At 67.0% G+C, this 22,984-nt stretch carries 27 protein-coding genes, 1 pseudogene and 1 riboswitch; of the genes and pseudogenes, 11 read left to right on the plus strand and 17 right to left on the minus strand.

The annotated features are described in order from the left end of the window. Positions 1–139: 139 nt before the first annotated feature. The 3 genes from ACM0PB_RS13100 to ACM0PB_RS13110 form a co-directional block, all read right to left on the minus strand. Positions 140–1,435: a heme biosynthesis HemY N-terminal domain-containing protein gene (locus ACM0PB_RS13100; protein ID WP_414604825.1), complete on the minus strand. Its 1,296-nt coding sequence runs from the start codon at positions 1,433–1,435 to the stop codon at positions 140–142. Positions 1,436–1,441: 6 nt separating this feature from the next. After that, complete coding sequence (locus tag ACM0PB_RS13105; RefSeq protein ID WP_065178706.1) at positions 1,442–2,419, minus strand: uroporphyrinogen-III C-methyltransferase; 978 nt, start codon at positions 2,417–2,419, stop codon at positions 1,442–1,444. Positions 2,420–2,524: 105 nt separating this feature from the next. After that, positions 2,525–3,334 carry a uroporphyrinogen-III synthase gene (locus tag ACM0PB_RS13110; protein ID WP_414604826.1) on the minus strand — a complete coding sequence of 270 codons (810 nt, stop codon included), beginning with the start codon at positions 3,332–3,334 and terminating at the stop codon, positions 2,525–2,527. A 35-nt stretch (positions 3,335–3,369) separates the two neighbouring features. On the opposite strand from ACM0PB_RS13110, the gene ACM0PB_RS13115 reads away from it, so the two are divergent. From ACM0PB_RS13115 to ACM0PB_RS13135, 5 genes are all read left to right on the plus strand, one after another. Beyond that, a complete protein-coding gene (locus ACM0PB_RS13115) occupies positions 3,370–3,837 on the plus strand; it encodes a YiiD C-terminal domain-containing protein (RefSeq protein WP_005407593.1) in 468 nt (155 codons plus the stop codon). Positions 3,838–3,869: 32 nt separating this feature from the next. Next, complete coding sequence (locus tag ACM0PB_RS13120) at positions 3,870–4,295, plus strand: hypothetical protein (protein WP_061479368.1); 426 nt, start codon at positions 3,870–3,872, stop codon at positions 4,293–4,295. Between the two features lie 57 nt (positions 4,296–4,352). Continuing rightward, complete coding sequence (locus ACM0PB_RS13125) at positions 4,353–4,790, plus strand: rhodanese-like domain-containing protein (protein WP_049416566.1); 438 nt, start codon at positions 4,353–4,355, stop codon at positions 4,788–4,790. A 100-nt stretch (positions 4,791–4,890) separates the two neighbouring features. Then, positions 4,891–5,409: a protein-export chaperone SecB gene (gene secB / locus ACM0PB_RS13130; protein WP_005407596.1), complete on the plus strand. Its 519-nt coding sequence runs from the start codon at positions 4,891–4,893 to the stop codon at positions 5,407–5,409. A 20-nt stretch (positions 5,410–5,429) separates the two neighbouring features. Then, positions 5,430–6,455, plus strand: a complete 1,026-nt coding sequence (locus ACM0PB_RS13135; protein ID WP_005420929.1) for an NAD(P)H-dependent glycerol-3-phosphate dehydrogenase — start codon at positions 5,430–5,432, stop codon at positions 6,453–6,455. 143 nt (positions 6,456–6,598) lie between these two features. Here the strand turns inward: ACM0PB_RS13135 and ACM0PB_RS13140 are convergent, their stop codons facing one another. Further along, complete coding sequence (locus ACM0PB_RS13140; protein ID WP_414604827.1) at positions 6,599–7,054, minus strand: YybH family protein; 456 nt, start codon at positions 7,052–7,054, stop codon at positions 6,599–6,601. Positions 7,055–7,190: 136 nt separating this feature from the next. On the opposite strand from ACM0PB_RS13140, the gene ACM0PB_RS13145 reads away from it, so the two are divergent. Next, complete coding sequence (locus ACM0PB_RS13145; RefSeq protein ID WP_235649691.1) at positions 7,191–7,865, plus strand: Ivy family c-type lysozyme inhibitor; 675 nt, start codon at positions 7,191–7,193, stop codon at positions 7,863–7,865. Positions 7,866–7,925: 60 nt separating this feature from the next. Here ACM0PB_RS13145 and ACM0PB_RS13150 read toward each other — a convergent pair whose 3' ends face one another. The 5 genes and pseudogenes from ACM0PB_RS13150 to ACM0PB_RS13170 form a co-directional block, all read right to left on the minus strand. Continuing rightward, positions 7,926–8,300: a hypothetical protein gene (locus ACM0PB_RS13150; RefSeq protein WP_053497779.1), complete on the minus strand. Its 375-nt coding sequence runs from the start codon at positions 8,298–8,300 to the stop codon at positions 7,926–7,928. 480 nt (positions 8,301–8,780) lie between these two features. Continuing rightward, on the minus strand, positions 8,781–9,812 hold the full coding sequence (gene arsB / locus ACM0PB_RS13155) for an ACR3 family arsenite efflux transporter (RefSeq protein ID WP_414604828.1): 1,032 nt from the start codon (positions 9,810–9,812) through the stop codon (positions 8,781–8,783). A gap of 13 nt (positions 9,813–9,825) precedes the next feature. Further along, the gene (locus ACM0PB_RS13160) at positions 9,826–10,329 is read right to left on the minus strand and encodes an arsenate reductase ArsC (RefSeq protein ID WP_065178735.1); all 504 of its coding nucleotides are present in this window, start codon (positions 10,327–10,329) and stop codon (positions 9,826–9,828) included. 36 nt (positions 10,330–10,365) lie between these two features. After that, positions 10,366–10,785: pseudogene (arsN2, locus tag ACM0PB_RS13165) on the minus strand (arsenic resistance N-acetyltransferase ArsN2); the annotation flags it as partial. A 1-nt stretch (position 10,786) separates the two neighbouring features. Next, the gene (locus tag ACM0PB_RS13170; RefSeq protein WP_065178712.1) at positions 10,787–11,116 is read right to left on the minus strand and encodes an ArsR/SmtB family transcription factor; all 330 of its coding nucleotides are present in this window, start codon (positions 11,114–11,116) and stop codon (positions 10,787–10,789) included. 17 nt (positions 11,117–11,133) lie between these two features. Between ACM0PB_RS13170 and arsH the strand changes: the two genes are divergently transcribed. Then, a complete protein-coding gene (arsH, locus tag ACM0PB_RS13175) occupies positions 11,134–11,862 on the plus strand; it encodes an arsenical resistance protein ArsH (protein ID WP_065185559.1) in 729 nt (242 codons plus the stop codon). A 15-nt stretch (positions 11,863–11,877) separates the two neighbouring features. Here arsH and ACM0PB_RS13180 read toward each other — a convergent pair whose 3' ends face one another. From ACM0PB_RS13180 to ACM0PB_RS13190, 3 genes are all read right to left on the minus strand, one after another. Next, positions 11,878–12,564, minus strand: coding sequence for a murein L,D-transpeptidase (locus ACM0PB_RS13180; protein WP_139726589.1), 687 nt, complete (start codon positions 12,562–12,564; stop codon positions 11,878–11,880). Positions 12,565–12,722: 158 nt separating this feature from the next. Next, positions 12,723–12,995, minus strand: a complete 273-nt coding sequence (locus tag ACM0PB_RS13185; protein ID WP_005420910.1) for a hypothetical protein — start codon at positions 12,993–12,995, stop codon at positions 12,723–12,725. A gap of 212 nt (positions 12,996–13,207) precedes the next feature. Continuing rightward, entirely contained in the window at positions 13,208–14,203 is a 996-nt protein-coding gene (locus ACM0PB_RS13190) for a DUF2268 domain-containing putative Zn-dependent protease (RefSeq protein WP_414604829.1), read from the minus strand. A 161-nt stretch (positions 14,204–14,364) separates the two neighbouring features. Between ACM0PB_RS13190 and ACM0PB_RS13195 the strand changes: the two genes are divergently transcribed. From ACM0PB_RS13195 to ACM0PB_RS13210, 4 genes are all read left to right on the plus strand, one after another. After that, complete coding sequence (locus ACM0PB_RS13195) at positions 14,365–14,940, plus strand: OmpO family porin (RefSeq protein WP_049416584.1); 576 nt, start codon at positions 14,365–14,367, stop codon at positions 14,938–14,940. A gap of 193 nt (positions 14,941–15,133) precedes the next feature. Continuing rightward, a complete protein-coding gene (gene yecR / locus ACM0PB_RS13200; protein ID WP_162911607.1) occupies positions 15,134–15,457 on the plus strand; it encodes a YecR family lipoprotein in 324 nt (107 codons plus the stop codon). Positions 15,458–15,711: 254 nt separating this feature from the next. Then, complete coding sequence (locus ACM0PB_RS13205; protein ID WP_414604830.1) at positions 15,712–16,686, plus strand: Dyp-type peroxidase; 975 nt, start codon at positions 15,712–15,714, stop codon at positions 16,684–16,686. An 86-nt stretch (positions 16,687–16,772) separates the two neighbouring features. Continuing rightward, positions 16,773–17,189 (plus strand): hypothetical protein, encoded by a 417-nt coding sequence (locus ACM0PB_RS13210; protein ID WP_414604831.1) that lies wholly within the window; start codon positions 16,773–16,775, stop codon positions 17,187–17,189. 59 nt (positions 17,190–17,248) lie between these two features. Here ACM0PB_RS13210 and pnuC read toward each other — a convergent pair whose 3' ends face one another. The 5 genes from pnuC to ACM0PB_RS13235 all read right to left on the minus strand — a co-directional run bounded on the left by pnuC (position 17,249) and on the right by ACM0PB_RS13235 (position 22,972). Further along, positions 17,249–17,818: a nicotinamide riboside transporter PnuC gene (gene pnuC / locus ACM0PB_RS13215; RefSeq protein ID WP_005420817.1), complete on the minus strand. Its 570-nt coding sequence runs from the start codon at positions 17,816–17,818 to the stop codon at positions 17,249–17,251. Positions 17,819–17,826: 8 nt separating this feature from the next. Further along, on the minus strand, positions 17,827–20,016 hold the full coding sequence (locus ACM0PB_RS13220; protein WP_065178371.1) for a TonB-dependent receptor: 2,190 nt from the start codon (positions 20,014–20,016) through the stop codon (positions 17,827–17,829). A gap of 70 nt (positions 20,017–20,086) precedes the next feature. Then, positions 20,087–20,182: riboswitch (TPP riboswitch) on the minus strand. Between the two features lie 54 nt (positions 20,183–20,236). Further along, on the minus strand, positions 20,237–21,361 hold the full coding sequence (locus tag ACM0PB_RS13225; protein WP_414604832.1) for a phosphotransferase enzyme family protein: 1,125 nt from the start codon (positions 21,359–21,361) through the stop codon (positions 20,237–20,239). A gap of 128 nt (positions 21,362–21,489) precedes the next feature. Beyond that, positions 21,490–21,897, minus strand: a complete 408-nt coding sequence (locus ACM0PB_RS13230) for a glycine zipper 2TM domain-containing protein (protein ID WP_065185565.1) — start codon at positions 21,895–21,897, stop codon at positions 21,490–21,492. Positions 21,898–22,333: 436 nt separating this feature from the next. Next, positions 22,334–22,972, minus strand: a complete 639-nt coding sequence (locus ACM0PB_RS13235; RefSeq protein WP_005420808.1) for a response regulator — start codon at positions 22,970–22,972, stop codon at positions 22,334–22,336. Positions 22,973–22,984: the final 12 nt, after the last annotated feature.

A 22,984-nucleotide genomic window follows, 5' to 3' on the forward strand; every position in this document is an offset into this window, starting at 1 on the left:
CCGTTGGTCCGCACGATCCGGCCGGCACTCCTGGAACTGAAAACGCCGCCCATCGGGCGGCGTTTTTTTTTGTTCGGATTGTTGCTCTGGTGGGTGCCAAATTCACCGGTGGATGCCGGCCAGCGGCCGGCACTACCCATCAGGGCAACCGCGGGTTGCCGAATTCGTCGCGCTCTTCGTTGGCGTCATACACCGGCGGCTGTGCAACGATGGGCTGCTCCTCCACCGTGGCGCGCAGCGGCGTCTCGGTGCCACGCACCAGTTCCACGCTGTCCTCGCCGCGCTGCAGGCGCAGCGCATTGGCCAGGCACTGCGCGGCCAGCGCGTGTTCGCCACGTTGCGCGAACACTTCACCCAGCGCTTCCCACGCCGGTGCACCGGCGCCAGCGGCAATGGCCTCGTGCAGGAACGCATCGGCGGCATCCCATTGCTGCTGGCCCAGGGCCACGCGGCCCTGGGCCAGGCGCAGGGCGGCCGAGTCATAGTGCACGTTGCGCCAGCGCGCCAGATTGGCCTGGCGGGTGGCCAGGCGCTCGGCGGGCAGGCGGCCATACAGCGCCACCAGATCGTCATTCCAACGCTGGTCCAGTGCCTGTTCCAGCGCCAGCAGCGCCGGCTCATCCCAGTCCAGCGCCACCGCACGGCTGGCATAGGCGCCCACCACGTCCGGGGTGGGGCGCAGCGCCTTCGGGGTGGCCTCCCACTGTGCGGCCAGCGCGTTGACGTCGGCCGCTTCCAGCAGCGCCTGTGCGGCCAGGCGTGCCTCCAGTTCGCTGTTCGCGTCGGCCGGCAGCACCTTGCTCTGGCGCAGCGCACCCAGCTGGCCATACGCTTCGTGGGCGCGGCCGGCCTGTGCCAGCGCTTCGGTACGCAGCCACAGGCCGCGTGGTGGCAGCGGCTGGATCGCCGCTACGTCCAGCGCGTTGATCGCATCGACCGGCAGATCGCGCGCCAGCAGCTGTTCGGCGCGCAGCAGTGCCTGCAGGGTGGCGTCACTTTCACCCAGGCGCTGCAGCAGCGCGTCTCCGGCGGGGCCGTCGGCCCGTGCCTGCGCGCTGCGCACGGCAGTGGCCAGTGCCACCGCGCTCACTTCCGGGTCCCTGGCGGCGCCGTCCAGCAGCTTCTCCGCACGCTGCCACTGGCCATGCTCGTAGGCCTGCAGGCCGTCGATCAGGCGCACCCGGCCCTGCTTGCGGCGGTAGCGGCCCCAGGCACGGAACGGTGCAGCGATCAGGCTCCACAGCAGCCACAGCACCAGCACCGTGATCACTGCCAGCAGCGCTACCTTCGGCAGGTTGCTGTGATAGTCGTAGCCGCCGTAGCGCAGGGTCACTTCGCCGAAGCGGTTCAGGTCATCGGCGCCGAGCCATTGCGCGGCGACCACGCCGATGGCCACGGCCAGCAACAGCACGACCAGGGATTGCAGGGGTTTCATGCGGGCTTACCTCCGGTCGGTCTGGGTGCGCAGTTGTTGCAGGGTGCTGCCAAGAACAGCGTCGCTGGCCTGCAGCGGAAGTTCGCGCAGGGCCTTCAGTTCAGCACGTTGTGCGCGCAGGGCCGGTGAATCCGGCCAGCGCCGCTGTGCCCACTGCTCCACGCGGTCCAATGCGGTGTTTCGGCCCGCGCTGTCGCCGCGCTCGATCGCGGCACGCGCCAAGGTCAGTTCCAGCTGCAGGGCATCGTCGGCGTTGCGCTGTTCGGCGGCAGTCAGTGGGCCGTTCTGGCGGCTCGGGGTGATGTCCACGAACGGTGCCAGCGTGGCCTGCCACCAGGGCTTGGCGGTGCTGCTGCCGGTCGTGCCGGTGATCTGCGAGGGCAGGCCCTGCAGCGCCCGGGCCACAGCATCCAGACGCTGCAGCGACTGCACGCGCGGGCCACTGCCGAGCGCATCCAGTGCCTCGCGCTCCTGCACCAGCGCCTGGCGCAGGTTCAGGCCGTCGGCGTCGGGCAGATCGGCCAGCGCGGTGGCGGCCTGTGCATACAGGCGGCGTGCGCCGTCCACGTCGTCGGCGTAGTTCAGACGCTGCGCAGCCTGGGTCAGCAGCAGCTCGGCCTCGTCGCGCTGCACCGCCTGGCGGCCCTGGTTGGCGCTGTCGGCCAGCTTGGCCAGGTTCTCTTCCAGCAAAGCGCTGCGCTGCGAAAGTCCCAGCATCTCGTCGCGCAGCACGCGGTTGGTGGTCGCCGCGTCCTGCAGGCGCTGGCTGGTCGCACGCTGGTCACGGCGCAGCGCATCCAGCGTGGCCTCCAGGCCCTTCAGCTGTACGGCGGTGGTCTGTGCCTGCGCTGCCTGTTCGTTCTGTTGCTGTTGCCAGACGTACCAGCCGGCATAGCCGCCCGCGCCGAGCACGACCACGGCGGCCAGCGGCAGCAGCCAGCGCACGGGTCGACGGGGTGGGGGTGCGGGCGGAGTATCGTTCATCGGGCTTCCTTGTCGGCAACGGCGCCGGTCGGGGTGCCGGCAGGCTGCGTTGTGCACAGCATCACCGTTGCCGACGACAGCGGCAAGCGTGATCCACGTCCCTGTTCAGGTCGCTGCCGGGACGGTGAGCGTGGCGTGTGCAGCGGCCACCAGCTGCGCAGCGGTGGGGCCGGCGCTGCGTGTGATGCGCTGCAGGCCGAGCGCCTGCGCCTGTTCGCCGAGGCGGTCACTGGCAACCACCACGCGGGCAGACGCCCGCAGGCGCTGCTGCCCGGCCGGCGGAAGCTGTTGCCAGAAATGCTGCAGGGCTTCGCCACTGCTCACGGCCAGCACCCACGGCTGTGCTGAATGCGCCAATCGCGCCAGCGTTCGCGGGGGCAGTCGCAGCAGGCGACGCTGGTAGACGTCGGCACGTTCGATCGTGGCGCCGGCTGCGTGCAGCTGCGCAGCGATCAGGCCTCGCCCGCCGGGGGCGGTCACCAGGCCGATGCGCAGGCCGCGTACGTCGGCCAGCACCGGCAGCGCCAGCAGGCCTTCACTGTCCATCCGCTGCGGCGCGTGCACCTCGGTGATGCCATGTGCCTGCAATGCGCGCGCAGTGCCTTCGCCCACGGTCAGCCACGGGCTGCGCTGCACGCCGGCCAGCGGCAGCAGGGACGCGGCTGCGGCAACGGCGGCCGGGCTGGTGAACACCACCCGGTCGCAGTTCAGCGCGCGTTGCAGCTGGCGCACCACAGCCGTGCCATGCAGGCGCTGCAGGCGCCAGGGCGCCAGGGCCAGGACATTCCCGCCCAGCCCGGCAACGGCGCGGCGCAGCGCCACGTTCTGGCCCCGCGGGCGCAGCGAGATCAGGGTCCAGCGTGGGCCGGAACGGGTGGCGCCAGTGGGTATCGTATGGTCGACCATTGCCTGCATTATGCGGGCCCTTCGTTGTCGTGGTCGCTGCTCCGATGTCCGTTGATGCCCTGACTTCCTCGTTGGCCGCCCTGCAGGACGTGCTGGACTGCATGCCGGCGGTCCGCGCCATGCAGATCCAGCTCGACGGCTATGCCGATGGCGTGCTGCGCATCACCGCGCCGCTGGCGGCCAACGTCAACGACAAGGGCAACGCCTTCGGCGGCAGCCTGGCCTCGGTGCTGACCCTGTCCGGCTGGGCGCTGGTCAGCCTGCGCCTGCGCCTGGCCGGCCACGATGCCGAGGTCTATGTGGCCGACAGCAACCTGCGCTATCTGGCGCCGGTCTATGAGGACCTGCACGCCCACGCCGAAGCGGCCGAAGCCACCGGCTGGGACGCCTTCCTGAATACCTTCCGGCAGCGCCGCAAGGCCCGCATCAGCATCATCGCCACCCAGCCCGGTGCCGATGGCAAGCCCGCCGCCGAATTCAGCGGTCGCTTTGTTGCCTTCGCCAAAGGGTAGGATGGCAGGCTGACGTTCTGGGGAAACCACCGATGCGCCGCCTCATCCAGTTCCTGATGTATTCCCTGCTGCTGGCCAGTGCCGTGGCCTCGGCCGACGACCTCAGCCGCAAGCAGCGCAAGCTGCTGGAAGAGACCCAGATCGCCTACGGGGCGACCATCCGCTGGGGCAGCATGGACGATGCCATCGGCTACCTCGACCCCAAGCTGCGCAAGGAAAAGCCGCCGACCGAGTTCGAGCTCAACCGTTACGCGCAGCTGCGCGTGTCGTCCTATCGCGAGCGCAGCAGCGCCTCGCTGGACGGTGGCCTGGTCGAGCGCCGGGTCGAAATCGGGGTGATCAACCAGAACACCCAGGCCGAGCGCACCGTGGTCGTGGTCGAGCGCTGGCGCTGGGATCCGGAGGCCAAGCGCTGGTGGCAGACCGCCGGCCTGCCGGACCTGTGGAAGGGGCAGTGACGGGCCGCGTCCGGCTTGTGCGACAATCGGCGCCCGCTTAATCGACCCGTGACCTGAGTGAATTACGAAGAGTTGCTGGCCTTTGCAGGCCGAAACCCGATGCTGTCCGCGGCCCTGGTCGGCCTGACCGTGGCCATCATCGTCACCGAGATCCGCCGCCTGTTCCGGGGCTTCAAGGGCATCAAGCCCGCCGAACTGACCCAGCTGATCAACGCGGGCGGCACGGTGGTGGTCGACCTGTCGGCCAGCGGTGACTTCGAAAAGGGCCACATTGCCGGCAGCCGCAATGCCCAGGCCAGTGCCTTCGGCCCGGAAAACAAGCTGGTGGCCAATGCCAAGCAGTCGCCGGTGGTGCTGGTGTGCCGCAGCGGCAACGCTTCGGAAACCGCCGCCAAGGCGCTGAAGAAGGCCGGTTTCGAGAAGGTCTACGTGCTCGATGGCGGCATTCCCGCCTGGCAGCAGGCCGAACTGCCGCTGGTCAAGGGCCGCAACTGATTGCCGCAGGTGGCGGATCCGGCCTTGTCTGGGCCGGGTCCCGCCCCCATCGCAGTAGTTCGACCATCGTTTTCATTGCATTCACCTGGAGTTACTGGAAATGTCCGAAGAGATCACCAACGGCGCCGCTGCGCCGGTCGATGCCGCTACCGGCCCCGCTTTCACCGTCGAGAAGATCTACGTCAAGGACGTCTCCTTCGAGTCGCCGAACGCACCGACCATCTTCAATGACCAGGTGCAGCCGGAGCTGCAGCTGAACCTGAACCAGCAGGTGCAGCGCCTGGGTGAGAACGCCTTCGAAGTCGTGCTGGCCGTGACCCTGACCTGCCAGGCCGGTGAGCGCACCGCCTACGTGGCCGAAGTGAAGCAGGCCGGCGTGTTCGGCCTGGTCGGCCTGGACCCGCAGTCGATCGACGTGCTGCTCGGCACCCAGTGCCCGAACATCCTGTTCCCGTACGTGCGCCAGCTGATCAGCGACCTGATCCAGGCCGGCGGCTTCCCGCCGTTCTTCCTGCAGCCGATCAACTTCGAAGGCCTGTACGCAGAAACCCTGCGCCAGCGCCAGGAGCAGGGCGACGCACCGTCGCTGGCTGACTCCGAGCCGGCCGGCAACGCCTGATTCCTGCCGCGACGTCACGGATGAGCACTCCCGCTGACAAGATCGCCGTGCTCGGCGCCGGTTCCTGGGGAACCGCGCTGGCCAGCCTGCTCGCACGGCACGGTCACCCGACCGTGCTGTGGGGGCGCGATGCTGCCGTGGTCGAGGCCATCGACCAGCGCCACGAGAATCCGCGTTACCTGCCGGGCATCCCGCTGCCGGACAGCCTGCGTGCTACCACCGACCTGGCGTCGGCGGTGGAAGGCGCGGCCTGGATCCTGGTGGTGACCCCCTCGCATGCCTTCGGCGAAACCGTGCGTGCGCTGGCGCCGCTGCGTCCTGCCGGTGCCGGCGTGGCCTGGGCCACCAAGGGCTTCGAACCCGGTTCGGGCCGCTTCCTGCATGAAGTGGCGCGCGAAGTGCTGGGTGAGGACGTGCCGTTGGCCGTCGTCACCGGGCCGTCGTTCGCCAAGGAAGTCACCCAGGGCCTGCCGACCGCGATCACCGTGCACGGCGACGTGCCCGAGTTCGCGCAGACGGTGGCCGAGGCGATGCATGGCCCGGCGTTCCGCGCCTACACCGGCGACGACATGGTCGGTGCCGAGCTGGGCGGCGCGATGAAGAACGTGCTGGCGGTGGCCACCGGCGTGGCCGATGGCATGCAGTTGGGCCTGAACGCCCGTGCCGGCCTGATCACGCGTGGCCTCAACGAGATGCTGCGCCTGGCCGCTGCCATCGGCGCGAAGCCGGAAACGCTGATGGGCCTGGCTGGCCTGGGCGATCTGGTGCTGACCTGCACCGGCGACCTGTCGCGCAACCGCCGCCTGGGCCTGGCCCTGGGCCGCGGCCAGACGCTGCAGGATGCCGTGCGCGAGATCGGCCAGGTGGTCGAGTCGGTGCAGACCGCCGACGAAGTGATGCGACAGGCACGCCGCCATGGCATCGACCTGCCGATCTCCGACGGTGTGCGTGCCGTGCTGCATGGCGAGCAGACCCCCGAAGAAGGCTTGCGCGCACTGCTGGCGCGGGAACAGAAACCGGAGTATCCGGACACGCTGTTCAAGTGAATCGAAAAACCCCGGCCAGGTGCCGGGGTTTTTTCTTGTGCGCCTCATCCACGCATGGCGTGGATCCAGGACGGAACCCGCTTCTGGTAGCGGCCAACCTTGGTTGGCGCCCAGTAGCGCCGGGCCATGCCCTGCGGAATCCCTCACCGCGCCCGCGGCGGCGCGTTGCTGTTGTCCATGTCCGAAAAGATCAGCCACGGCCCATCACGCTCACGCTTCAGCGTGAGCGTGAACTTGCCGGTATCGCCCACGTTGTTGCCGTAGCTGTACGCACCGACGATGTAACCCGTGTTCCCTTCCACCGCATACGCCAAGGCACGCAACCGCAACGGACTGCCGCCCTGTCCGGCATATGCAGCCTCGATCGCAGTGCGCCCGCGCACGGGTGGCTGGTTGCTCTGCAGCACAAAGCCATCCTCGGCGAAGAGCGCAGCCAGTGCCCTGGCATCACCCCCGCGCCACGCCTGCTCGTAGTTGCGCAGCACACGGTCCAGCGGTGCGGGCAGGGCTGCATCCGGGAGAGGCTGCGCAGGCTTCGCGTTCTCTGCATCGTGGGCAATTGCCGGCGATGCCAGCAGCAGGGCACTGCAGAAGATCATGGCGAGTCGTGTGCGGCGCATGCGTCCAGGCCCTGGCGATGATGGGAAGGCTTCAGACGCATCCTAGCGCGCCGCTGGTTAGAATCACGCGGCCGCCGATTCGGTGGATGCAGCGCAGATCAGACAAGGACACGCGATGAAGATGCGAATCACAGGGATGGCGATGATGGCCGCGCTGCTGGCAGCCTGCGGACAGGCACCGGAGAAGACTGGCGGGACCGCACCTGCTGCGGCGCCAGCGCCGACCACCGAAGCACCGGCCGCCGCGGCGACGGTGGTCGAAAAGGAACCGTCCGTCGAAGACGGTGTGGACCCCGCGGTGTGGGACAACGAAGGCGAGCCGGAAGACCCGGGCGCCGGCGGCGAACTCACCTGCGCGGACAATCCGCTGGCGACGCATTTCTTCACCCTGGTGGGCGGTAACACCGTGGACGACTGCGGCCGCAAGGACCCGAAGGTGCTGGCGGCCTTCAACGCGCTGATGAAGGACACCGCGGCAGCCGAATCCAGCGACAAGGAGATTCCCACGCTGCGCGAGCGCCTGTTGAGCGGACCCAGCGGCCCTGGCGAGCTGGTAGTGCTGCAGGGCGAGCCGTGGTGGTTCTACACCGCCTGCCAGGCCCACGACTGCCCCGGCACCGCGTTGGCGATGCTGTACTCACCCACGCAGGCGAAGATGGTCGGCCGTCTTACCGCGCGCTGCCGTGTGTGGTGGCTGGGCGAGCCGACGGCGGAACAACGTGAGCAGATCGAACAGCGCCAGCCACTGCAGGATGCCGCGCTGAAGGAAGACAGCGCGCTTTGCGAGTGATGTGGCGCGCGCCGCAGCGCCGGGCCGTGCCCGGCGTTGCAGTGAGCGTTGTTCCCCGTGTCACCCTTCCGGGCGCATGCGTGCGCTGACCTGTGCGGTCAGCGACAGACTGGCCATCATCAGGCCCTCCATCACGCGGTCGCCCACGTACTCCTCGTCGGGACCGTTCTGGCGCACGCGCTCGGCAGCCAGCAGCATTTCCAGCGCCACGCGCAGGCCGGTCAATGCGCAATCCGCGTCGGCCAGCGCCATGCGGCGGCCCGGCATCTGATGACGTTCGGGCCAGGGTTGGCCGTCGGCGGCGGCGCCCTTGCCGATGCGGTCGAGGGTGGCGATGAAACCGAGAGGATCCTGCTGGTGCGGTGCTTCCGAAGGCGCGTCCGCGTTGGCGGGCACGTATTGCGTGCGTAGTCGGGAGGATTCGGGTGTGCTCATGGCAATGCTCCGTGCAGGACAGACGGCAGCCGCCACGCAAAGGTGGCGGGCGGAGACGTGGCTCGAAAACCGGGCGCTTGTTGAAACCGGCAGGCACAGGGCCTCCACGCTCCGCCCGCCATAGCCGGCAGACGGATTGCCCGCCGGCGCCACGAGGGGTGACGCCGACGGGCAAGCGTTGTTAAACAAGCGCACGGGTTTTCGAAGCCCGGCCATCCTTTTTCGATGGCACGTCATCTGTACGCGTGCTGCTGCGCGGTGCCAATCAGAACAGTTGCATTCAACGCTTGATCAAAGACGCTTTTGGCATTTTTGCACGCTGTTAAGCTGTCGCAGACGCAGGCGCCGCAACGGCCGTAGCGGCATGGGGAATATGCGACATGGGTCGAAGTTGATGACGTGGCGTACGGGCACCCCACCAAGTCGATGACGACAGTGCGGGGCGAAGAACGCAATTCGACTCCCACACACTTTGATCTGTCAGTGCTCTTCGCGTCTCTCGTACCAGGCTTGTGTACGGTTCACGATCCGCACCACGGACAGCATGACCGGTACCTCGATCAGCACACCCACCACGGTGGCCAGCGCCGCCCCCGAATGCACGCCGAACAGTCCCACCGCGGTGGCCACCGCCAGTTCGAAGAAGTTGCTAGCGCCAATCAGTGCTGACGGGCCGGCCACGCAATGTGCCACGCCCAGGCGGCGGTTGAGCAGGTAGGCCAGGCCCGAAGTGAAATAGACCTGGATCAGGATCGGCACGGCAATCAGCGCGATCACCAGCGGTTGCTTCACGATCTGCTGGCCCTGGAACCCGAACAGCAGCACCAGCGTCAGCAGCAGGGCGGACAACGACAGCGGCCCCAGCCGTCGAAGCGCACGCTGCAGCCCCGTCTCACCGCTGCGCGAAAGGATCCAGCGCCGCAGCAACGCGGCCACCAGCACGGGCACCACGATGTAGAGGCCAACCGACAACAGCAGGGTGTCCCACGGCACGCTGATCGCCGACAGGCCCAGCAGCAGCGCAACCACCGGCGCGTAGGCAACCACCATGATCGCGTCGTTCAACGCCACCTGGCTCAGGGTGAAGTTGGCATCACCGCGGCACAGGTTGCTCCACACGAACACCATGGCGGTGCAGGGCGCGGCCGCCAGCAGGATCAGCCCGGCGATGTAGCTGTCGATCTGTGCTGCAGGCAACCAGTCCGCGAAGGCATGGCGCAGGAACAGCCAGCCCAGCAGCGCCATCGAGAACGGCTTCACGGCCCAGTTGATGAACAGCGTCACGCCGATGCCCTTCCAGTGCTGCTGCAACTGGCGCATCGCAGTGAAGTCGACCTTCAGCAGCATCGGGATGATCATCAGCCAGATCAGCACCGCAACCGGCAGGTTGACTTTGGCCACTTCGGCGGAGGCCAGCACCGCGAAGGCATCGGGCAGGACGTGGCCCAGCAGCGTGCCCATCGCAATGCACAGCACAACCCACAGCGTCAGGTGTCGCTCGAACAGGTTCATGGCAGTGGCACCGTCATTGTGCGCCGTCGGTCGGCAGCAGCTGGCCGATCCGGTCCAGCGCGTGCTGCAGCGCTTCGCGTTCGGACCACACCGATTCGGGCAGTGCGAGCAGCGCACGCAGGCGCGTTTTCACGATGGCATGGGCCAGTGCGAAGGCCGCGGCCTTGTCGGCATCGCTGCCTGCCACGGCGGCGGGATCGGGCAGGCCCCAGTGGCTGCGGATGAAGTCACCGAACACCACAGGGCAGGCTTCGGCAGCGGCCGCGTCACACACGGTGATCACCAGGTCCATCGGGGCTGCGTCCACGAACTCATCCCACGACTTGCTGCGCAGCCCTTCAATGGGCATTCCTTCGGCCTGCAACTGGGCGAGCGCGAAGGGATTGATCTGGCCAGTGGGCTGGCTGCCCGCACTGAATGCGCTGAAGTGATCGCCGCCCCAGGCGCGCAGGGTGGCTTCAGCCAGCACGCTGCGCGCGCTGTTGCCGGTGCAGAGGAACAAGACATTGCGGGTCATGTGGCTTCCGTGGTCAGTGAGTGGCTTGGACATGCACAGCGCGCTGGCCGGGCAGAGACCAGTGAACTCGGCAGAGCTGCGGATCGCCTCCGCTATCTGCGCGCGATCGCATCCGGCATAGCCGTGCCGCGCGAACCATGGGCCTGCCGACGTCGTCAGCAGCACCAGTTCCCAGACCTGCATGCGGCGGGCCATGTCCTCGGCCGCTGACAGCAACGCGCGCCCAAGGCCGGTATTGCGTTGGTCGTCGGACACCACCAGCGAGCGAAGCAGGGCCGACGCGCCGAAGATCTGCAATCCAACGGCACCCACGGGAACACCTTCGAGGTCTGCGACGAGAAACGCCACCTCGCTGCTTTCCAGATCGGCCACGGGCAACTGCGCCCGCTGCAGAAGGTCCCGGATGTAGGACAGGTCGTCGCGTGTGCCGGTACGAATCATCGGATCGGGTTTCATCTCAGCACCTGCATGCCGGTTCGTTCACCGTGCACCGCTCATCCGGGGAGCCCGCGCAGCAGTTGTGCGTCAGGTACTGGACCAAGCCGTTCATCGCATCGAAGTTGGCGCGGTAGCAGACGTGGCGGCCTTGGCTTTCGCTCTCCACCAGCCCGGCCTGCACCAGCTCCTTCAGGTGGAAGCTGAGCGTGGCTGGGGGTACCTGCAGGGCCGTGGCGATGTCGCCCGCCATGCGCCCTGCCGGGCCCGCCTCCACCAGCAGTCGGAAGGCAGCCAGGCGGGTGGCATGGCCGAGGGCGGTCAGGGCGGTGATTGCATTAGATGTTTCCATATTTCTAGAATAGTCGAATGAATGAGCCAATCACAAGCCTGGACCTGCCCAACCTGCTGGAATCGTCATTGCCCCAGCCCAATCATCACCAGCTCGCCGCGGCAGATCTGGGGCCGCCACGCATTCTCCTGCTCTACGGCTCGCTGCGGCCCCAGTCGTTCAGCCGCAAGCTTGCGCTGGAAGCCGAGCGGCTGCTGCGCCACCTGGGGTGCGAAACCCGGGTGTTCGATCCGCATGCGCTGCCGATGCTGGACAGCGTGGACAGGAATCACCCCGAAGTGCAGCGACTGCGCGAATGGTCACAGTGGTCGGAAGGGCAGGTCTGGGTCAGCCCCGAGCGGCATGGCACGGTCACCGGCGTGTTCAAGAACCAGATCGACTGGTTGCCGCTGGAAGATGGCAGCGTGCGGCCCACGCAGGGCAGGACGCTGGCGGTGATGCAGGTGAGCGGCGGCTCGCAGTCGTTCAATACCGTCAACACGTTGCGCGTGCTCGGCCGCTGGATGCGCATGCTGACCATCCCCAACCAGTCGTCGGTGGCCAAGGCCTGGCAGGAATTCGATGACGACGGCCGGATGAAACCCTCGCCGTACTACGATCGGGTGGTGGACGTGATGGAAGAACTGGTGAAGTTCACGCTGCTGACGCGGGGCCGGTCGGACTACCTGGTGGACCGCTACAGCGAGCGGAAGGGCGACGCGCACGCCGCGGCCTTGGCGCGGGCTGCAGGGGCGACGGCTTCCTGAGTTCCAGCACGCGCGCTACCTGCTCGCGCGCTGCGCGCCCTTGCTGTTCTCGTCCTTTGCATCGCCACGGCTCTGCGCGAACGCCGGGAACGTCTTCGCGATCGAATCCTTGTCCGGCAGGATGTAGAACACACCGCCCTTCTGGAACGTGGATTGCACGATCTGTTCGTAGAAGCCGGGCGAAACGTTGATGCAGCCGTGGGTGACGCGGTTGTCGTCCGGCGTCGGCGTCGCCAGTCGTTCGGCGCGCTTTTCCTTCGGGCTGCCCGGTGGCAGCGGATGCATCGAGACGGCGGAATCGTAGTCCACCCACAGCACGCGCCCGGCATCGTCGGAGGGGCCATAGGCGCCAATGAAGCGGCCCGCAGGCGTGGTGCGGTCGTGGCCGGGAATCGCGCTCAGAGCAAGCTTGGCGACGCCCGGTGCGGAATGATCGCCGATGGCCGAACCGAACAGTGCCGGCGCGGCGCCGCGCAGCTTGCCGTCGCCGCCGAAGACCAGGACCTGCGCGGCGGCCTTGTCCATGATCGCGAACGGATAACCCTGATTGTCCTTGCTGGCGACCACCCAGCCGGCCAGCTCGATCACTGTTTCGGAGACGCTCTGGTCGGGCGGAAGTTCATCAACGGCGGCCGCCTGTGGTGCGGGTGCGTCCTTGTCCCTGGCGTTGGCTACGCCGCTGCATGCAACGGCCAGTGCCACGGCCAGAGTGGCGTGCAGGGCGCGGTGTGCAGGGGAGGAGGAGGTACGAATGGGACGGCTCCTGGCAATGCAGATCTGAGGTGGAAGGACGCCAGTGGCCGGCGAGGGCCACTGGTTCCCGATACACAGGTGGATCAATTCAAACAGTGAGGGAGCGATCAGCCGCGCGGCTTGCGTCCGACGGGTGCCCTTTCAAGCTGCTGCACGCGGCCTTCGATCTGGTCCAGGCGCTGGTTGGCCTGCTGTGCCGACTGGTTGGCGGACTCGGCACTCTGTGCAGCGCCCTGCACCTTTACATCGAGCTGATCGAGGCGCGAGTTGATGGTTGCGAACTCGTCCTTGTAGGTGGCACAAGCGCCAAGGCTCACGGTGGCGATGAGCGCGACAGCAAGTGCGCGGGCCGTCTTCATGTGTTGCGGGTTCAGGTTCATTGCACTCCCTCCTTCGTCTGGGGAAGCTGGAATATAGCGGCGTTTGTTCCCCACGCTGACAAGCGCTTTCAGCTGAAGTTGGAAGACGTGGAAGGGTTGTGAAATATGTTCGTCAGCGAAGCTTAACGAGTGAGATCAGGCGAGCTGATGTGCGCAGAGGCGACGGCCTTGCGGTTGCTCGAATCGCCCAATTCATCAGCCTGAAGACGGCCTCATTCTTTCCCGTTTTCCACTGGCCCACACGCCGGGCGCCATTCACTTGCGGCGAACAATGCCGGCGCACTTTCCGGGCGCACCTCCAGCAGCGTGGCGACGGCACCGGCTTTGTCATCGGTGCGGGCAACGTAGTCAGCGGCAATGCGGTAGCCGATCCAGTAGCCAAGATCGCCGCGGCGCGTTTCGTCGCCCGCTCCGTTGTAGAGCCATTGCGACAGATCAGTACCGGCGCTGTCCCGGGCGAACTGGCGTTCCAGGGCGCATTCGCGGCCCTGCGTCCAACGACGCAGATGCGCGTTGGCCGGTTGACCCGAGATCAGTTCGCCCACGTACTCGGCGCCGCCTTCAAGCAACGTCTGATAGAGCAGGGTGGGCTGCGCGACATCGACGCTCGCACCGGGCTGCTGCACGTGCACGTACTCATGGGCGATCAGGTGCACGAAACGATCGCCGATGTCGGGCTGCATCCAGTCGGCGTTGCACAGTGCTTCCAGTCCGATCACCACGCCGTCGGGCGTGGTGACACCGCCGCTGTTGCCCCGACCCACCAGCACGGTGACCGGCGGAAAACGTGCGGAAGGAAGCAGGGTACCCAACCGATCGAGTGCCTTGGCAACCCGCTCGCGGATCTCCGGCAGCGCCCTCGCACAGCTACGCGCTTTGGCAAACAGCGCAGGTTTGTGCTGGATCGCATCTGCAAGACGATCCATCGCGCCGATACGGCTGTCAGTGAAGCTGCGTAGTGCATCCGTACCCGCATGCAGATAGCCGCGCTGCAGATCGTCGGCACTTGGCTTCCCTCCGCTTGCATCCAGCACGCTGAAGAAGCGCGAGACATCGTCGGTTTGAATCACGATGCGCCCGGAAGGGCGGGTACGCTCGGCTGCGTTGGCTACCTGCAGCATCATCGGCAGGGCGAAGAGCAGCAAAGCCCGCACTGTGCGCCGGGCATGAAGCGGAAACAGCAGTGACGCGATGGATGCGTGCGGCATGAGGAGTTCCCTGAACGCCAGCCTTATTTATACACCAGTCAGTTCAATATTCAGGGTCGATTAGACCCCCTAACGGATAATTCACACCTGTCGACCGCCTCCTCTCTCTCCCCCTCCCGGGAGGCGGCCGACGAAACCAAAATTATTAAAGGTGTGTCCCGATGAACAAGAATTCGCTGCTCGCCCTGGGTCTTCTGGCTGCCCTGCCGTTCGCTGCATCGGCAACCGATGGCCTGTCGTACAACTACGTTGAAGGCGGCTATGTGAACACCGATGCCAAGGGCGGCGACGCCGATGGCTGGAAGGTGAAGGGTTCCGTGGCGGTGCACCCGAACTTCCACATCTTCGGCGACTACAGCGCGCAGGAGACCGACACGTTCAAGAACGACGTCGACCAGTGGCGCATCGGTGCCGGCTACAACTACGGCATCGCACCGAACACCGACCTGGTGGCCCGTGTCGCGTACCAGAAGTTCGACATGAAGCACGGCCTGGACTTCAACGGCTACTCGACCGAAGTCGGCGTGCGTACCGCGTTCAACCCGTACGTGGAAGGCTACGTGATGGCCGGCTACGAGGACTACGCCAAGAAGCACGGTATCAACCCGGACGGCGAGTTCTACGGCCGCGTCGGCGCCACCGCCAAGTTCAACCAGAACTGGGGCCTGAGTGGCGAAGTGAAGCTGGCCAAGGCCGGCGACCGCGAGTGGTTCGTGGGCCCGCGCTTCACCTGGTAACAAACGCCTGTCGTTAGAGCGTGTTGTGCTGGCGTGTGACTCTCTCTCTCTCTCCCACACGCCAACCGAAGCCCGGCCTCGCGCCGGGCTTCTTCTTTTCTGTGCATCCGGTAGAGTGCAGGGCCGCAGGGCGGTCCTGCAGAGCCTGGCGCGGCGGATTCCAGCGCAATCACGATCAAGGGACATGATGAAGATGAAGGCGATCACCGCTGTGGCAGCACTGCTGCTGCTGGGAACGGCGCAGGCGCGTTCGAGCGCCGAATGGAATCTGAAAGGCGCCAACCGTTCGGAAGGCCGGGTTGTGCTGACCCTGGTGAGCAAGACGCCCGAACTGACACCAGCCAACCGGCAGGCGGCCGAACAGACCGCAACGCGCCAGTGTGCAACCTGGGGCCTTCCCGCTGCCGAACTGAACGGTGAGATCGAGCGTGCGTGCGATGGGCGCAGCCGTTTCGGCAAGTGCAAGCGGTGGCAGTTCACGATGCCCTTGCAGTGCAGTGCCGCGGTTTCACAGTGACGTCGTGTCGTTTGCCGCAGGGCATGGGGGTGCCCCGGCGAGGTGTTCGACTGGCTGCGCGAACGCGGTCTGCCAAGCGGTCGCTGCCAGCGTATCGCCCGGAGTGGGCCGCAGCAGTTCCATGTAGCGCAGGAATGCACGGTACTGCGCGCAGGACGGAACGAGAACTGCTCCGTCGCCGGTCAGGCGGTTCCGCTATGATCCCGGCACGTCGCCATTGACGATGCACCCGCCTCAAGCCAGCAGGAACTGCCGTGAACACCCAGCCCGCCCAGATCACCGCTCTCAATCACACGCTCGACAACGAGCCGCAGCAGATCACCGCGCCACTCACCCATTCGGCGGCGTTCCTGGTGCTGAAGGTGAAGGACGACGTGGCGTCGATCGCCAAGGCGCGCGAGGTGCTGGCCAGCACTGATGATCTGATCAAGAACACCGCCATCCGCGAGATCGAGCGCACTTTCACCTGCAACGTGGCCATCGGCCATCGCGTGTGGCAGCCGCTGGTGGGCTCCACGCCGCCACGCGAGCTGAAGCCGTTCCGCGAGATCAAGGGCGCGACCCACACCGCTGTGTCCACGCCCGGTGACCTGCTGTACCACATCCGCGCACGCACCATGGACCTGATCGTGGCGTTCGAGCGCAACCTGCTGATGGCCTTCGGTGATGCGGTCGAGGCGGTCGATGACGTGGCCGGCTTCCGCTACTTCGATGGCCGCGATCTGCTCGACTTCGTCGATGGCACCGCCAACCCGGAAGGACTGTCGCTGCCGGAAGCCACCATTGTTGGCGATGAAGACCCGGAGCATGCCGGTGGCAGCTACGTGTTGGTGCAGAAGTACCTGCACAACCTCGATGCCTGGCGCGCGCAGAAGACCGAGGCGCAGGAGGCGATCATCGGACGCACCAAGCACGACAACATCGAGCTGGATGATGCGCCGGCCGATGCGCAGAAATCGCACAAGACGCTGTGCACCATCGAAGACGCTGACGGCGAGCACGAGATCCTGCGTGACAACATGCCGTTCGCCAACCCGGGCCGTGGCGAGTACGGCACCTACTTCATCGGCTACACGCGCCGCCTGTGGGTGATCGAGAAGATGCTCGAGCGCATGTTCATCGGCAATCCCGCGCCGCTGCACGACCGCATCCTCGACTTCTCCACCGCCACCACCGGCGTGACCTTCTTCGCGCCGTCGCGCAAGGTGCTGGCCGACCTGGGCGAGTGATCGCGCCGGGCCATCACGGCCCGCCATCTGCCTGTCATCTATGGCGCCGACCATGGCGCGCTGGATGGGAGTGCAGGAGGCTGGCGATGGTCATGGCAGGGAACAGGACCGGCGTACGCCGCTGGTGGCGGCCACTTGCCGCGTTGTTCGGGGCATTGGCACTGGGGAGTGCCAGCGTTCCCGCGCAGGAGGCTCCCGCACACTGGATGGCCTACGCCACCGCCGTGGGTGGCCAACTGCAGCAGCGCCTGCAGCAGGAGCAGGACCCGCAGGCGCAGCGCGTGCTGGAATGGCTGCAGGCACATCCGGACACACCGACGCCGCTACCGGTAAGCCTGTGGATCGCCGCGGACGGCCGCATTTCGAAACTGGAATTCGACAGCCTGGGTGATGCCCAGGTCGATGCCGACCTGCGCGCGACGCTGCAGGCTGCGCCGTTGCAGGCGGCCCCACCGGCCGACATGCGCCAGCCGCTGCGTCTGGGTTTGGCCCTGAGCCCGTAGATCCACGCCATGCGTGGATGGCGCGCCGATTGCCCGCAACAGCCACGCATGGCGTGGCTCTACTGCGTTGCCACCTGCGGCTCGCGCGCGGCCGCGCTCCATGCGCGCAGGCCGAACACGGCCAGGCCGAGGAAGAACACGTACAGCGCGGCGGTCACATGCAGCGACTTGAACAGGTACGCACCCACATAGACCACGTCCACGGCGATCCATACCCACCAGCAGGCGACGTGGCGGCGTGCCTGCCACCACTGGCCGACCAGGCTCAGTGCGGTCAGCATCGCGTCCAGCCACGGCAGCGCGGCATCGGTGAAGGTGTGCATCCCGGCGCCCAGCATCACGCCGCCGCACAGGCCGATGGCCAGGTCACGCAAGAGCTTGCCGCGCGCCAGCGGCACGATGCGGATGCTGCCCTCATCGGCGGCGTGCTGGCGCCAGTTGAGCCAGCCATAGACCAGGAAGCCACCGAAGGCGACCTGCAGCAGGGTGTCCGAGTACAGCTTGGCCTCGGCGAACACCAGGCCATACAGCGTGACCGACAGCAGGCCCACCGGCCATGCAGACAACCGGCGGCGGGCCATCAGCCAGACGCCGAGGATGCTGCACAGCGCTGCGCTCCACTCGAGCATCACGCTGCTCACAGCGCGAACGTCACCGACAGGCGGGCCTGTCGTGGTGCACCGGGGAACAGGTAGTAGTCACCGCCGCTGCTGCCGGTATCACGCCAGTAGAAGCGGTTGAACAGGTTGTCCACTGACAGGTTCCAGGTCACCGCGCGCTCGTGCAGGCGATGCTGGAAGCGCAGGCCGGCATCGAATACCGAATAGTCCGGTGCGCGCACGCCGCCGTCGGCACGTGCCACGTTGGCACCGGCATAGCGCCAGCCGCCGGTCACGTCCAGGCCCCGCACGAACGGCAGCGCGTAGGCCACGTGCACGCTGGCGCGTACCTTCGGCACGTTCACCAGCTGATGGCCTTCATAGGCTGGCGTGCCGGTGTCGCGCGCACGCGCCTGCAGCACGCTGGCGCTGGCCACGATCTGCAATGCATCCGTCAGCTGACCGTTGGCGGTCAGCTCCAGCCCGGTGTGGGTCTGCGTGCCTTCCTCGACGAAGGTGTAGCCCACGTCGCTGTTGTCCGGCTTGGCGTACTGGTACGGCTGCGAAATGCGGAACACGGCTGCGCCCAGCGCCAGCGCCTCGACCGGCACGTACTTCAGGCCCACTTCCAGCTGCCGCGACTGCACCGACGGCAGGAAGGTATCGGCATTGCTGGTCCAGAACGGCGCTTCCTGGCCCAGCGAAATGCCGCGCACGTAACTGGCGTAGGCGTTGAGCTGGTCGGTGGCTTTCCACACCACGGCGGTCTGTGGCAGGAAACGCGACAAGCGACTGTGGCGTTGCGGGGTGCCGCGCTTGTCATAGGCGCGCTCGTCCAGGCGGACGAAGCGTCCACCGGCCAGCCACTGCCAGTCGTCACCGAAGCTCATCCGGTCCAGCGCGAGGAACGCGGTCTGGCGGCTGTCCAGGCGTCGTGCGGATGGGCCCGGCATCTTCGGCGATGGCGCGAACACCGGCACCGGTGCGTCGTGGATGTTGCTGGTGCCGACGTACTCGTTGACGCTCGGGCGCCTGTCCACGGTGCGGCGGAAGTAGTCGGCACCGAGGGTCAGCTGGTGGCCGACGCTGCCGGTCTCGAAGCGGCCACGCAGTTCGGCACGGGCCTGCTGGTTGCGGCGGGTGTCGTCCGGGCTGCGGTAGTCGTAGACGTCATAGTCGCCGTTCGGCGCGAAATAATTGCCCGGCACGCTGCCGTCGGCGCACTGCGTGGCGTAGTAGCAGCCGTAGGCGAAGGCGACGTTGTCATCGATCACCGAGCGGCTATGGCCCACCGAGACGCGCGACTGCCAGGCCTCATTGAAGTCGTAGGTGTGCAGCGCGGTGATGTTGGTGCTGGCGATATCCACCGGGCGCTGCCACGGCTGGTAGCCGAGCAGATGCTCGCGGTCGACACCGCGCGGCAGGTCACGCGCACCCAGCAGCTGGTAGCCGGACACCGAGCGCTGCGAGCTGGTCTGGTAGTTGGCATCCACTTCCAGCTTGCCGCGCTCGCCGATCAGCCAGTCGGCGGCCAGCGAGTAGAAGTTGCGGCGGCCATCGGCGTGCTCGACGTAGGAATTGCTGGAATCCCATGCGGCATTCAGGCGCAGGCCGAAGCGCGGGGTGATCCAGTGGCCGACATCGACGGCGACGTAGCGCGAGCCTTCCGAATCGGTACCGAGCGTGGCGGTGCGCACTTCGGCCGGGCGCTTGCCGATGTAGTTGATGATCCCGCCCGGCGCCATCACCCCTGCCGCCAGCCCGGCTTCACCCTTGAGGATCTCCACCGACTGCACGTTCTCCAGCGCCAGACGCTGTTCGCCGACGATGGACAGGCCGTTGAAGCGGTAGCCGGTGGCGGCGTCCAGGGCGAAGCCGCGGATGGCGATGTTCTGGTAGTAGCCCACCGGCGCGTAGGCATCACCCAGCGAGGCATCGTTGCTGGCCAGCTCGGACAGCGAACGTAGCTGGCGGCGGTCGAGATAGTCGCGCTCGAGCACGTTCACCGACGCCGGCGTGTCCTTCCACGAACCGCCACCGAAGGCGTTCACGCGCGAGGTATCGGCCTTCGGCTTGCCGGCTTGCACGCGCACCGCCGCCAGTTCGGTCGGCGAGCGCTCGGCGCCGGTGGCAGCCGCATCAGGGGATGCCTCGGCCTCGCTGGCGTGCAGTGGCAGCGCAGCGCAGAGGGCGAGGGAGAGCAGGGTGGGGCGCAGGCAGCGGTTCATTCGGTTCGTCTTCGGACAACAAGGGAGACGAAGCGACGGCGCGCAGGTGCACCGGCCCATGACGGGGGTGTGGCTGCGGCTCAAAGCTCCCTACGCCGGTGCAAACCGGATCAGGTTCCAAGGGACTCTCTCAGCCTGGCAGATCCAGGCACCCCCGCTTCAGGTGACCATTTCACTACAAATGGTACGGATTTGCGAGCGCCACCCGGGGGCAACCGGATCACGCGGCGGCGTGCAGGGCCTGCAGCAGTGCCTGCCCCGGGGCGGTATGGAACCACGCCGGATGGCCGAGCATGAAGGGCTGCCACGCCACATCGGCATTGGCGGTCGAGCCTGTGACGCCCTCGAAATACTCCACTTCGGACAGTGCGAAGTCGAAATGCACCATCGGCAGCAGGTCGGCCAGCAGGTGCACGCGTGCCGCCGACAGCGGCAGCACCTGGCGGTAGCCATCGAGCAACGCCAGCGCGATATCGATGCGCACCGCCTCCATGCCGCGCTCCAGCTCCAGCCATGCCACGGCGTTGCGCTCGATTGCGGTAGCCAGGTCGAACAGTGCACTGGTGGGCGAGGCCAGGCCGAAATCCAGCACGGTGCTGACCTGCCCGTCGCGCCACAGCAGGTTGGAGACATGCCAGTCGTTGTGCGCCCACAGCCGTGGTTCGTCGCGCAGGCGCTCGGCCAGTCCCGTGTGCCAAGGCAGCACGTCACGCCGCAGCTGTGCTTCCCACGGAATGCGCGCGAGATAGCGGGCCAGGCCGGGGCGCTCGTGCAGCCCTGCCTTGATTGCCGTCACCGGATCGTCGGCGCGGATCAGATCATCGCGCGCGACCAGCAGATGGGTGCTGCGCTGGGGCGCGCGGTAGCCGTCGGCAGCACGGTGCAGCTGGGCCAGCATGCGTCCGGCTTCACGGGCCTGCGCGACGTCGGTCAGCAGCGACCACGACACCGCGTCGCGGTACAGGTCGTCGCCTACGCCGACGTCGTGCAGTTCAAACGTCCATTCGCCGTGTTCGACCGCGGTGTGACCATCGGTCGCTGCCAGCACCTGTGCCACCGGCACGCCAGCAGCGTCGAGATGGGCGATGAAGCGGTGCTCTTCCTCCAGGCAGGCCGCGTTGCGCACGCTGTGGTGATGGCGCTTGATGAACACCGCGCCGCGCGTGCCATCGACGATGGCGGCAGCCGACAGCGGTCGCGGGCTGTGCCAGCGCGGCTGGCTGCCGCTGTGCAGCTGCGGATAGCACTGCCGCAACCACGCGATGTCCGCCGCGCTGATCGGTGGCCAGTCGGCAGCGACCTCGTCGTTGTTGAGGCCCTGCACGCGGTGGGAGGAAGACGTCATGCCGCAGCCCGAGAGGGGAAAGTCACATCCAAGGCTGCGCATTCAACGCCATGCGCGCGGCCAACGCAAACGGGCGGGTCATCGACCCGCCCGTCTCTGCCATCGGCAGGGTAACGCCGCTGTGCCGCTTACCAGCCGCGATGGCGACCGCGGTCGTGGTAGTAGCGGTTGTCGTAGTAACGCTCGCGCTGCCAGCGGCGGTCGTCGCCACGATCGTAGTAACCGCTGCGGTAGTAGCCACGATCGTAGCGGCGGTCGTAACGGTTGTCGTAGTAGCGATTGTCGTAATAACGACGGTCGCGGCGGTCGGAGGTGGTCAGATTGCCGATCGCGCCGCCGGCCACGGCACCACCGACGGTGGCGGCAGGATCACCGTTGGAGAGCAGGTTGCCGGCCACGCCACCGACCACGGCGCCGACCAGGGTGCGCTTGTCCTTCCTCGACATCGCGCTGGCATCGCTGACCATGGCGACACCGGCAACCAGTGCCAGAGCCATCGCCAGACCACGGAAGCTGAGTGTGGAAGTACTGAGCATGTTCGTTCTCCTGTGAGGTGCATGCCACGCTGGGCAGGGAGGGCGCGGGGCGCCCCGGCTGCCGTGATGTCCACGCTGGCGTTCCAACATTGCCGGAACATTGCCTGGTGCACCGAGCGGCTTGCGCATTCATCTAGCGGCAGGCGGCATGAAGCAAGGCTGAAAGCGGCTGCGGCCGCTCAGCTGGCGGAAAGGAAAAGGGCCGCGGAGGTGGCCCCTCCCTTCTCTGCCAAGGCGTTGGCATGTCCGACGCCCATCGCTTTCTGGGCCTGCCGCGCCTGCTCCTGCGGGGTCTCCTGCTGCGGCTGCAGCACGTCAGGCGCGCTCTGCACCGCACCGCTGCGAAGCGCCAGGCTCTGCCCGCTGGCGGCCGGACATGCGCCGGTCGATTCCTTCGACCTCGCATTGTTGCCGGTGCGATTATGTGAATCGCGTCTCAGATTTTCCCGTCACGCAGATAGTCGAACAATTCGGCATCGCCCTTCAGCCCCAGCTTGAGCATCGCATCGCCTTTCTGCCGGCTGATGGTGCTGACGCTCTTGTGCAGCAGCAGCGAAATCTCCTTTACCGTCATGCCGGTGCCGAGCAAGCGCAGCACCTCCACCTCGCGCGGGGACAGCGGCTTGCCGTCGCCCTCGCGCATGCGCCAGCTGCCGGCCGCTTCCACCCGCTCGCGCAGGCTGCGGCTGATGTAGGGCTGGCCGCGGTAGACCGACTGGATGGCCTGTGGCAGTTCGTCCATCGACGAACTCTTGTCGACCAGGCCGAGCACGCCGCTGTCGAGTACCATGCGCAGGATCGCCAGGTTGCTGGAGACGCTGAGCATCAGCACCGGCAGGTCGGGATGGCGGCGGCGGATCATGCCGATCATGGCGAAGCCGTCGGCCTGCGGGCTGCCCGGCATGGAGTAGTCGGTGACCAGCAGGTCACAGGGCTGGCTGGCGAGCAGGGTCATCAGCGCCTGCGCGCTGTCGGCCTCGCCGACCACGCGGCCGACGCCGCTCGACTCGATGACGGCGCGGGTACCGATACGGACCACGGGGTGATCGTCTGCGATGATGATGCGCAAGCTCATGCTCTAGTATGG

Origin of the sequence: Stenotrophomonas sp. AR029 (assembly GCF_047520695.2) — a bacterium.
In the GTDB taxonomy this organism is placed as follows: Bacteria; Pseudomonadota; Gammaproteobacteria; order Xanthomonadales; family Xanthomonadaceae; genus Stenotrophomonas; species Stenotrophomonas sepilia.

Excerpts from the sequence above, each read along its gene's own strand:
- ACM0PB_RS13100 (WP_414604825.1), bottom strand. The coding sequence starts at position 1,435 with ATGAAACCCCTGCAATCCCTGGTCGTGCTGTTGCTGGCCGTGGCCATC.
- ACM0PB_RS13105 (WP_065178706.1), bottom strand. The coding sequence starts at position 2,419 with ATGAACGATACTCCGCCCGCACCCCCACCCCGTCGACCCGTGCGCTGG.
- ACM0PB_RS13110 (WP_414604826.1), bottom strand. The coding sequence starts at position 3,334 with ATGCAGGCAATGGTCGACCATACGATACCCACTGGCGCCACCCGTTCC.
- ACM0PB_RS13115 (WP_005407593.1), top strand. The coding sequence starts at position 3,370 with ATGTCCGTTGATGCCCTGACTTCCTCGTTGGCCGCCCTGCAGGACGTG.
- ACM0PB_RS13120 (WP_061479368.1), top strand. The coding sequence starts at position 3,870 with ATGCGCCGCCTCATCCAGTTCCTGATGTATTCCCTGCTGCTGGCCAGT.
- secB (WP_005407596.1), top strand. The coding sequence starts at position 4,891 with ATGTCCGAAGAGATCACCAACGGCGCCGCTGCGCCGGTCGATGCCGCT.
- ACM0PB_RS13135 (WP_005420929.1), top strand. The coding sequence starts at position 5,430 with ATGAGCACTCCCGCTGACAAGATCGCCGTGCTCGGCGCCGGTTCCTGG.
- ACM0PB_RS13140 (WP_414604827.1), bottom strand. The coding sequence starts at position 7,054 with ATGATCTTCTGCAGTGCCCTGCTGCTGGCATCGCCGGCAATTGCCCAC.
- ACM0PB_RS13145 (WP_235649691.1), top strand. The coding sequence starts at position 7,191 with ATGAAGATGCGAATCACAGGGATGGCGATGATGGCCGCGCTGCTGGCA.
- ACM0PB_RS13150 (WP_053497779.1), bottom strand. The coding sequence starts at position 8,300 with ATGAGCACACCCGAATCCTCCCGACTACGCACGCAATACGTGCCCGCC.
- arsB (WP_414604828.1), bottom strand. The coding sequence starts at position 9,812 with ATGAACCTGTTCGAGCGACACCTGACGCTGTGGGTTGTGCTGTGCATT.
- ACM0PB_RS13160 (WP_065178735.1), bottom strand. The coding sequence starts at position 10,329 with ATGACCCGCAATGTCTTGTTCCTCTGCACCGGCAACAGCGCGCGCAGC.
- ACM0PB_RS13170 (WP_065178712.1), bottom strand. The coding sequence starts at position 11,116 with ATGGAAACATCTAATGCAATCACCGCCCTGACCGCCCTCGGCCATGCC.
- arsH (WP_065185559.1), top strand. The coding sequence starts at position 11,134 with ATGAATGAGCCAATCACAAGCCTGGACCTGCCCAACCTGCTGGAATCG.
- ACM0PB_RS13185 (WP_005420910.1), bottom strand. The coding sequence starts at position 12,995 with ATGAACCTGAACCCGCAACACATGAAGACGGCCCGCGCACTTGCTGTC.
- ACM0PB_RS13190 (WP_414604829.1), bottom strand. The coding sequence starts at position 14,203 with ATGCCGCACGCATCCATCGCGTCACTGCTGTTTCCGCTTCATGCCCGG.
- ACM0PB_RS13195 (WP_049416584.1), top strand. The coding sequence starts at position 14,365 with ATGAACAAGAATTCGCTGCTCGCCCTGGGTCTTCTGGCTGCCCTGCCG.
- yecR (WP_162911607.1), top strand. The coding sequence starts at position 15,134 with ATGAAGGCGATCACCGCTGTGGCAGCACTGCTGCTGCTGGGAACGGCG.
- ACM0PB_RS13210 (WP_414604831.1), top strand. The coding sequence starts at position 16,773 with ATGGTCATGGCAGGGAACAGGACCGGCGTACGCCGCTGGTGGCGGCCA.
- pnuC (WP_005420817.1), bottom strand. The coding sequence starts at position 17,818 with ATGCTCGAGTGGAGCGCAGCGCTGTGCAGCATCCTCGGCGTCTGGCTG.
- ACM0PB_RS13220 (WP_065178371.1), bottom strand. The coding sequence starts at position 20,016 with ATGAACCGCTGCCTGCGCCCCACCCTGCTCTCCCTCGCCCTCTGCGCT.
- ACM0PB_RS13225 (WP_414604832.1), bottom strand. The coding sequence starts at position 21,361 with ATGACGTCTTCCTCCCACCGCGTGCAGGGCCTCAACAACGACGAGGTC.
- ACM0PB_RS13230 (WP_065185565.1), bottom strand. The coding sequence starts at position 21,897 with ATGCTCAGTACTTCCACACTCAGCTTCCGTGGTCTGGCGATGGCTCTG.
- ACM0PB_RS13235 (WP_005420808.1), bottom strand. The coding sequence starts at position 22,972 with ATGAGCTTGCGCATCATCATCGCAGACGATCACCCCGTGGTCCGTATC.